Raw genomic sequence first — 8,089 nt, 5'->3', positions numbered from 1 at the left:
AATCCGTGGAAGGACCTGAAAGGCTGACAAACAGGCACCCCAACAATGCCCGTCAGCCCGCTCAAATGCCGACGCTCGACCCAGCGAATGCAAAACCGCTCATCGCACTCCCAAAGCCACGGTTATTGCGGGTGTCCAGCTCCCAATGCCGCTAATGCTCTATGATTCAAGCATTACAGTTAAATCCAACGCTAGGATCAACTTGTAGATGCGGTTTGCAGGAGTTGATCAAATCACCCGCCAAAGCAAACTTTCGGATCGCGGACATTCCATTCGACTTCCGTTCGAACCTGAGCATTGGTGCTTGCACGCCATCTGAACCGAGGCGCTGCTCCGGACCTTAGTGTTGGCGGAGCCTGAGGCAGTGGGACCGGCATGGTGCCGGCATCCTCTGGAGGCCTCAGATGACCGAGCAACAAGAACCAACCACTGGGGAACGCACGCCCCGCACTGCCCCGACCAAGGCTGTCACAGTGCAGAAGCTGCTGTCCCGCCCCAAGGGAGCAACCCTCGCCGAGATCATCGATGCAACCAACTGGCTGCCACACAGCGCCCGCGCCTTCATGACCGGCTTGCGAAAGAAGGGGCACAATCTCTTCCGTGAGTGTCGGACCAACGGCGAGATATCCTGGCGAATCGAGCGCTGAACATGGCGCGGATCCACGAGCAACTGGCCGGGCTGGCGGCGATGCGACCAGCCAAGCTGCGCGCCGAGTGGCGGCGACTGCACCGGGGGCAACCCCTGCCCGAGGGGATGACTGGAAGCCAGCTGATGCGCAGCGTCGCATGGCGTCTGCAGGAGAAGACCCTCGGGGGGCTACCTCCCGCCAGAATGCGGGAGCTGGATCGGCTGGCCGAACAGCTCTCTGTCGAGGGAGACATCGATGTGGAGGGCACTCGGACACTCAAACCCGGTACCCGGCTGGTCCGTCACTGGCATGGCAAGGTCCATTGCGTGACTGTGCTCGACCACGGCTTCGAACTCGAGGGACGGCGCTACTCTTCGCTCACCCAGATCGCCCGGGAGATCACTGGCGCAGCGTGGTCGGGCCCAAGGTTCTTTGGACTGAAGCGCAAGGCGCATGAAACCTCATGAGGCAGGATGCCCATAAGCGCCGTCGCTGCGCGATCTATACGCGCAAGTCGACCGAAGAGGGGCTCGAGCAGGCGTTCAACAGTCTCGATGCCCAGCGCGAGGCCTGTGCGGCCTATATCCTCAGCCAGACCCACGAAGGCTGGGAGGCCATCCCCGAGCTTTACGAAGACGGCGGCTACTCCGGCGGCTCGATGGATCGGCCGGGACTGCAGCAGTTGCTGGCTGACGTCGAGGCCGGCAAGGTCGATGTCATCGTCGTCTACAAGGTCGACCGGCTTACCCGTAGCCTTGCCGACTTCGCCCGGATTGTCGATGTTCTGGACAAGCGCAGCGCCTCCTTCGTCAGCGTGACCCAGGCGTTCAACACCACGACCAGCATGGGGCGCCTGACCCTCAATGTCCTGCTCTCCTTTGCCCAGTTCGAACGCGAGGTCACTGGCGAGCGCATCCGCGACAAGATCGCGGCCTCCAAGGCCCGTGGCATGTGGATGGGAGGGGTCGTCCCGTTGGGCTACGAAGTGAGGGATCGCAAACTTGTCATTATACCCGAAGAAGCCGAGCGGGTGCGGCACATCTTTGCCCGCTACCTTGAACTTGGTTCGGTCTATGCGCTGCAGGCCGAGCTGGCCGCGCAGGATATCCGGACCAAGGCACGTACCCTGAAGGATGGCCGGATCTACGGTGACCAGAACTTCAGCAGGGGTGCGCTCTACCAGATGCTCGCCAACCGGATCTATCTTGGCGAGATCACCCATCGCGGCAAGGCCTATCCGGGTGAACACGAGGGCATCATCGACGCGGCGACCTTCGAACAGGTCCGCGCCCTGCTTGCCGGCAATCGCGTGGATCACCGTCATGCGGTGCATGCGGAGCATCCCAGCCTGCTCGCCGGCATCCTGTGGGACAGCGAGGGACGCCGCATGTCGCCCAATCATGCCAACAAGAACGGGGCTCGCTACCGCTATTACATCAGTTGCAAGGACAAGGAGAGGCTGTCGCTTCCCGTTCACCGCGTTCCGGCCGGTGACATCGAGAACCTCGTTATCCATCAGCTTCATCGGCACACCGATGCCGAATGGGACACGCCCTCCCCCGCACGCGGGGTGATACTGCAATACATCGAGCAAATCACGGTACATCCGGACCGCATCGCCATCCGGTTCACCGGCATCGAAGACCAGGTGACCGTCAATGCGTCGCTGGTTCGCTGCAGCGGCGAGACCCGGATTGCGACAGCCTCGGACGACTGGCCAAATGCCCGGCGCGATCCCTCGCTCATCAAGCTCATCGTTCGTGCCCACCAGGCGCGCAAGGCATTGGCCGATCCCGAGAACCGCTCACTCGAAGCGGCTGCCTCGAGCATGGGTCTCTCAAGCCAGTACTACTGCAGCCTGCTGCGGCTCAGCTACCTCGCGCCGGACGTCACCGCCGCCATTCTCGACGGCCGGCAACCCGCGCACCTCAACCGCCAGTTCCTGGCGCGCATAAACAACCTGCCCATCGACTGGGCCAGCCAGCGCGAGATGCTCGGGTTCGCCTGAGTCCACGGGGACAACAAACCCGCATCATTCGTGCAATGCATCCTCCGACCGCGAAATTCGCGACCTGAGAACTCGCCTCAGGATGGCGCGTCAACACCACGCCAATAGCGTCTCTTGCCACGATTCGAAGATGCTCGAAACAGCACCAAGTCACGGAAATGTGGCTCATAAATTGAATGAATATCACGCATACGTCATTGTTTTAAAACAATAATGACTGCGTGGTGGGCGGTAACGGGCTCGAACCGCTGACCCTCTCGGTGTAAACGAGATGCTCTACCAACTGAGCTAACCGCCCGGCCAATTGGCCAAGGACCGCGCGCCTAGCGCAAAGGGCGGACGCTGTGAAGCCCTATACCAGCGCGGCGGCGCGCGGGCCGAGTTCGGCGAAGTAGCGGGCCATGGCGTCGATCGCCTTGTCCGTCAGCGTGATGAAGGCGCGGCGGCGGTCGGTCTCGTCCTCCACCCGCATCAGCAGCCCGGCCTCGGTCATCTGCCCGATCCAGCGCAGCGCGGTGGTGGGTGGCACGCCCGAAGCAATGCACAGCGAGGTGACCGAAACGCGGGTGTGTTCGGCGCGTGCAGCGGTCAGGTCGAGCAGCATGTCCCAGGCGGGATCGGCGAACAGGTCGCCTTCGAAGAAGCGCGCCCGCAATTGCCGCTGGCGGATGATCTGGCGGACCAGCCGGGGTTCGGGCAGCGGCGGGCGGGCCGCACGGACCAGCCGCTCGTTACCGTCGCTCACCGCGCCGGCAAAGCCCGGCCGCGGGCTTTCAAAGCGGAACACGCTGTCGTCCTCGGCCTGTCCCGGACGGCGCGCCGGTCCCTCCAGCCGTTCCAGCCGCTGGGCGATCTGGCCGACCTGCTCGGTCAGCCGCAGCAGCATCAGCCGGTCCTCCTCGGTCAGTTCCCGCACCCGCAGGTTGGGGATCTTCGCCAGCACCCGGCCCAGCGCGATCACGCGTTCGGCCCGGGTCGGATCGACGAGGATCTGCGGCGCAGACTGATCGAGGCAGGCGAACACATCGTCGAGCGCCTCAACCGTGGTCGAGACCACCAGATGCGCCCCGCTGTTGGCCGCGCGCAGGTCCAGCCGGGCGAGCGCTGCCAGCCGCGCGCCATCGACCACCGGGCAATCGAGCAGGACAACCTCACCCAGCGGCCGCGCCTCGGCCCCATCGTCAGACCCAGCCAGCAGCGCGGCCACCTCAGCCACCTCGGCAATGCGGAAGCCCGCCGCCTCCGCATCCTCGCGCAACTGTTCGCGCAAGTGGCAGCGATCGGCAAACATCGACAATGCCAGCGGCACCCCCGCCGGATCGTTGGCGGGCAGGTTATAGGCGAAATTGGCTTGCGGCATGATTCGGCTGCCTCTGGTTCAGATTGAACAGGACTAGAACAAAAAGGGACATTGTCAAGATCAAGGCCCGCTCCTGGATGGGCCCTTTCGAGCGTGAACCGCACAGCGCCCGCAAAACGTTTGATTGCAGGCTGCGTCGATAAAGCATTACAAAGGCTGATCGAGCGGATGAGTCTGCACCTAGCGCAGCCCACCGCCCGCGACTTGGGAGAGCCGCGATGATCTGGCACTTTGCCGACCTGTTTGAAACTGTCGCCACGATGGTTCCTGACCAGCGCGCGCTGATCGGCGAGCAGAGCCAGACCACCTGGCGCGAATACGAGGAGCGGGCCGCGCGGCTCGCCGCAGCCCTGGCTGCCGGCGGGATCGGAGCTGACGCAAAGGTGGCCATCTATGGCCACAACTCGCCCGAATACCTTGAAGCGCAGTTCGCGGTGTTCAAGGCCCGGGCCGTGCCGGTCAACGTCAATTACCGTTACCTGGATGACGAGCTCGTTTACCTGCTGGACAATGCCGATGCCGAGGCGGTGTTCTTCGATGCCCGTTTTGCCCCGCGCCTTGCCGCGATTCGCGACCGCTTGCCCGGCGTGCGGCTGTTCGTGCAGATCGAGGATGGAAGCGGCGAAGCCCTGCCCGGCGCACAGGACTTCGAGGCGCTGATCGCCGGGCATGAACGCCTGCCGCGACAGGATTACAGCGAAGACGACATCTACATGCTCTACACCGGTGGCACGACCGGGATGCCCAAGGGCGTGATGTTCCGGCAGGGCGATTTCGTCCGCGCGATTTTCGCGGTCCATGCCGGACCCGATATCGAGCCCGCACCGGAAATCCTGCTGGGCATGGTCAAGCAGCTGGCCGCGGCCGGGGCCGCGCCGCTGATCCTGCCGGCCTGTCCGCTGATGCACGGGACCGGCATGTGGCTGGGCGCGTTCCTCTCCCACAGCGTGGGCGGCGCGGTGGCCACGGTGCGCGCCGAAGGGTTCGATCCGGACCGCCTGTGGCATCACCTGGCCGAGCTTGGCGCCAGCGCCGTGGTGGTGGTGGGCGATGCCTTTGCCAAGCCGATGCTGGCCGCCCTGCGTGCTGCGGTGGCCCGGGGTGACGCGCCGGATCTGTCCAAGCTCAAGGCCGTGATCTCGTCAGGCGCGATGTTCTCGGCCGAGACCAAGCTGGGACTGCTCGAACACCTCGATATCGAGATTCTCGACGCGATCGGCTCGACCGAAGGGTCGATGGGCTCGTCAGTGGTCTCACGCAGCTTGCCGCCGGCTGAAACGGCCCGGTTTGCCCTGGGCAAGCACACCAAGGTGTTTGACGAGAACAACGAGGAGATTGTCCCCGGCTCGGACCAGATCGGGATCATCGCCAACGGCGGCTACACGCCGATCGGGTACTACAAGGATCCGGAGAAAAGCGCGAAAACGTTCCGGACGATCCGCGGGCAGCGCTATTCCTTCCCGGGCGACTACGCGCGGGTGGCGGCAGATGGCACCCTGATACTGTTGGGGCGCGGTTCGGTCTGCATCAATACCGGCGGCGAGAAAGTCTATCCCGAGGAAGTGGAAGAGGCCCTGAAAGCCCACGACACCGTGTGGGACGCGCTGGTGGTGGGCGTACCCGACGATCGCTTTGGCGAGCGGATCGTGGCGGTGGTCTCCGCCAGCCCAGGCACAACGATCAACGAAGCCGAAGTACGCGAGTTCGCCCGAACCCGTATTGCTGGCTACAAGCTGCCGCGTCAGGTCGTACTGGTCGATGCCGTGCCGCGCGCCGCCAATGGCAAGGCAGATTACAAGAAAGCCAAGGAAATCGCGCTCGCCGCTGCGGGCTAGAGGGAAGGGATTGATGATGCGCCTGCTCAAGTTTGGCCTTGCTCTCGCGGCACTGGCCGCGCCCGCGCTCGCTCAGAATGCCGCCGCGCCCTCGAAATATGGGGCGGACGACACGCATGGGGCGATGAACAACCTTTCGCCAGACGAGACGCTGGCAGCGGCCAGGCTGGTCAAGACCGGCAAGGTCTATGCCCTAGGCATCGTGACCGGGCCCGATAGCCCGGTCTGGCCCGGTCGATCCTATTCGGTTGCAGTGATGGGGATCGACGATGGAGGAGGCGCCCCGATCGGCAAGGGAAAGGCCACAGGGCATGACGATGTCTTGATGACATTCGTCGGGATCGGCACCCAGCTGGACGGGTTCGGGCATATCGGGATCGACCGGGTCCACTACAACGGAGTCCACGCGCGCGATTTCTATCGGCCCAACGGGGTCACCAAGTTCGGCACCGAATCGATCCGCCCAACGGCAACGCGCGGGGTTCTGCTGGACATGGCCAAGCATTATGGGGTGGATCAGCTCAAGCCCGGCACGGCCTTCAATCGCGCTGAAATCGAGGCTGCAGCCAAGGCGGCCAAAGTCGTCATCCGCAAGGGTGACGTCGTGCTGTTCCACACCGGCTGGATGAAGCTGGCCAAGACCGATCCCAAGCAGTTCATTTCCGTCCAGCCTGGACTGGGCAAGGAAGGTGCCGAATACCTCGCCTCGCTGGGCGTGGTCATGGTGGGCGCAGATACTGCCGCGCTGGAGGCGATCCCCTTCGAGAACCCCGAATACCCGTTCATCGTCCACCAGACGCTCCTGACCAAGACGGGCGTACATATCCTGGAGAACGTCAACACGGCCGATCTGGCCGCAGATGGCGCGACCGAGTTCATGTTCGTGCTGGGCCAGCCGCGCTTCCAGGGCACGGTGCAGGCAGTGGTGAACCCGATCGCGATCCGATAAGCCGGGTTAGTCCACAAACGGATCGCGCACCAGGATCGTGTCTTCGCGTTCGGGCGAGGTGCTGACCAGGGCGACCGGGGTTTCGATCAGTTCCTGCACACGCTGGATGTACTTGATCGCCTGGGCGGGCAGATCGGCCCAGCTGCGCGCCCCGGCGGTAGTGCCGCTCCAGCCTTCCATCTCTTCATAGATCGGCTCGACATTGGCCTGGTCAGCCGCGTGGCTCGGGAAGTAATCGAGAATCTTGCCGTTCAGGCGATAGCCGGTGCAGATCTTCACCGTTTCCAGCCCGTCGAGCACGTCGACCTTGGTCAGCGCAATGCCGGTCACGCCCGAAATCGCGCAGGACTGGCGCACCAGCACGGCATCAAACCAGCCGCAGCGGCGCTTACGCCCGGTAACAGTGCCGAATTCGTGGCCGCGCTCACCCAGCCGCTGGCCGATCTCGTCGTCCAGTTCGGTCGGGAACGGGCCCGAACCGACGCGGGTGGTATAGGCCTTGACGATCCCCAGCACGAAGCCGGTGCTGGCCGGGCCGAGGCCCGATCCGCTGGCCGCCGTGCCGCTGACCGTGTTGGAGCTGGTGACGAAGGGATAGGTGCCGTGATCGACATCGAGCAGCACGCCCTGCGCGCCTTCGAACAGGATCCGGGCGCCGGCCTTGCGCACCTTCTTCAGCCGCTTCCACACCGGCTGGGCGAATTGGAGCACGAAGGGCGCGATTTCCTTGAGCTCTGCCAGCAGCGCGGCGCGATTGACCGGCGGCTGGCCGAACCCGGCGCGCAGCGCATCGTGGTGGGCGCAGAGCCGGTCAAGCTGGCTGTCCAGCGCATCGAGGTGCGCCAGATCGCAGACGCGGATCGCGCGGCGGCCGACCTTGTCTTCATAAGCCGGGCCGATCCCGCGCCCGGTGGTGCCGATCTTGCCCGATCCGGCGGCGGTTTCGCGCAGGCCATCCAGATCGCGGTGCAGCGGCAAGATCAGCGGGCAGTTGTCGGCAATGGCGAAGTTTTCGGTGTTGATCACCACGCCCTGGCCTTCAAGCTTCTCGATCTCGCTCTTGAGGTGCCAGGGATCGAGCACCACGCCATTGCCGATGATCGACAGCGTGCCGGTAACGATGCCCGAGGGGAGCAGGGAAAGCTTGTAGGTCTGATCGCCCACCACCAGCGTGTGGCCGGCATTGTGCCCACCCTGAAAGCGGACCACGGCATCTGCCCGGCTGGCCAGCCAGTCTACGATCTTGCCCTTGCCCTCATCGCCCCACTGGGCGCCGATCACGGTTACGTTTGCCATGAATACAGTCCT

General features: G+C 64.1%; 7 protein-coding genes and 1 tRNA gene. 5 read left to right on the top strand and 3 right to left on the bottom strand.

Annotated features, from left to right (window positions below; translation table 11 throughout):
- Positions 1 to 404: 404 nt before the first annotated feature.
- Genes O9281_RS10860 through O9281_RS10850 form a run of 3 tightly spaced genes read left to right on the top strand, consistent with a single transcriptional unit; the run spans position 405 to position 2,637 of the window.
- Complete coding sequence (locus O9281_RS10860; protein WP_298185567.1) at positions 405 to 647, top strand: DUF3489 domain-containing protein; 243 nt, start codon at positions 405 to 407, stop codon at positions 645 to 647.
- Positions 648 to 649: 2 nt separating this feature from the next.
- On the top strand, positions 650 to 1,096 hold the full coding sequence (locus tag O9281_RS10855) for a DUF2924 domain-containing protein (protein WP_298185563.1): 447 nt from the start codon (positions 650 to 652) through the stop codon (positions 1,094 to 1,096).
- Positions 1,093 to 2,637 (top strand): recombinase family protein, encoded by a 1,545-nt coding sequence (locus O9281_RS10850; protein WP_298185561.1) that lies wholly within the window; start codon positions 1,093 to 1,095, stop codon positions 2,635 to 2,637. Before O9281_RS10855 ends, O9281_RS10850 begins: the two co-directional genes overlap by 4 nt.
- A 222-nt stretch (positions 2,638 to 2,859) precedes the next feature.
- On the opposite strand, the gene O9281_RS10845 is transcribed toward O9281_RS10850, so the two are convergent.
- Together O9281_RS10845 and O9281_RS10840 are read right to left on the bottom strand one after the other, a co-directional pair.
- Positions 2,860 to 2,935 (bottom strand) — tRNA-Val (locus O9281_RS10845).
- 54 nt (positions 2,936 to 2,989) lie between these two features.
- Positions 2,990 to 3,997 (bottom strand): winged helix DNA-binding protein, encoded by a 1,008-nt coding sequence (locus O9281_RS10840; RefSeq protein WP_298185559.1) that lies wholly within the window; start codon positions 3,995 to 3,997, stop codon positions 2,990 to 2,992.
- 218 nt (positions 3,998 to 4,215) lie between these two features.
- Between O9281_RS10840 and O9281_RS10835 the strand changes: the two genes are divergently transcribed.
- Both O9281_RS10835 and O9281_RS10830 read left to right on the top strand, forming a co-directional pair.
- On the top strand, positions 4,216 to 5,832 hold the full coding sequence (locus O9281_RS10835; protein WP_298185556.1) for an acyl-CoA synthetase: 1,617 nt from the start codon (positions 4,216 to 4,218) through the stop codon (positions 5,830 to 5,832).
- A 13-nt stretch (positions 5,833 to 5,845) separates the two neighbouring features.
- Positions 5,846 to 6,781, top strand: coding sequence for a cyclase family protein (locus O9281_RS10830; protein WP_298185553.1), 936 nt, complete (start codon positions 5,846 to 5,848; stop codon positions 6,779 to 6,781).
- Positions 6,782 to 6,787: 6 nt separating this feature from the next.
- Here O9281_RS10830 and O9281_RS10825 read toward each other — a convergent pair whose 3' ends face one another.
- On the bottom strand, positions 6,788 to 8,077 hold the full coding sequence (locus O9281_RS10825; RefSeq protein ID WP_298185551.1) for an adenylosuccinate synthase: 1,290 nt from the start codon (positions 8,075 to 8,077) through the stop codon (positions 6,788 to 6,790).
- Between the last annotated feature and the right edge of the window lie 12 nt (positions 8,078 to 8,089).

The sequence above is a fragment of the Novosphingobium sp. genome, assembly GCF_027531025.1.
Classification (GTDB): domain Bacteria; phylum Pseudomonadota; class Alphaproteobacteria; order Sphingomonadales; family Sphingomonadaceae; genus Novosphingobium.
Note: the sequence above shows the minus strand (reverse complement) of the source record. Positions and strands in the feature narration are given on the sequence as shown.

Excerpts from the sequence above, each read along its gene's own strand:
- O9281_RS10860 (WP_298185567.1), top strand. The coding sequence starts at position 405 with ATGACCGAGCAACAAGAACCAACCACTGGGGAACGCACGCCCCGCACT.
- O9281_RS10855 (WP_298185563.1), top strand. The coding sequence starts at position 650 with ATGGCGCGGATCCACGAGCAACTGGCCGGGCTGGCGGCGATGCGACCA.
- O9281_RS10850 (WP_298185561.1), top strand. The coding sequence starts at position 1,093 with ATGAGGCAGGATGCCCATAAGCGCCGTCGCTGCGCGATCTATACGCGC.
- O9281_RS10840 (WP_298185559.1), bottom strand. The coding sequence starts at position 3,997 with ATGCCGCAAGCCAATTTCGCCTATAACCTGCCCGCCAACGATCCGGCG.
- O9281_RS10835 (WP_298185556.1), top strand. The coding sequence starts at position 4,216 with ATGATCTGGCACTTTGCCGACCTGTTTGAAACTGTCGCCACGATGGTT.
- O9281_RS10830 (WP_298185553.1), top strand. The coding sequence starts at position 5,846 with ATGATGCGCCTGCTCAAGTTTGGCCTTGCTCTCGCGGCACTGGCCGCG.
- O9281_RS10825 (WP_298185551.1), bottom strand. The coding sequence starts at position 8,077 with ATGGCAAACGTAACCGTGATCGGCGCCCAGTGGGGCGATGAGGGCAAG.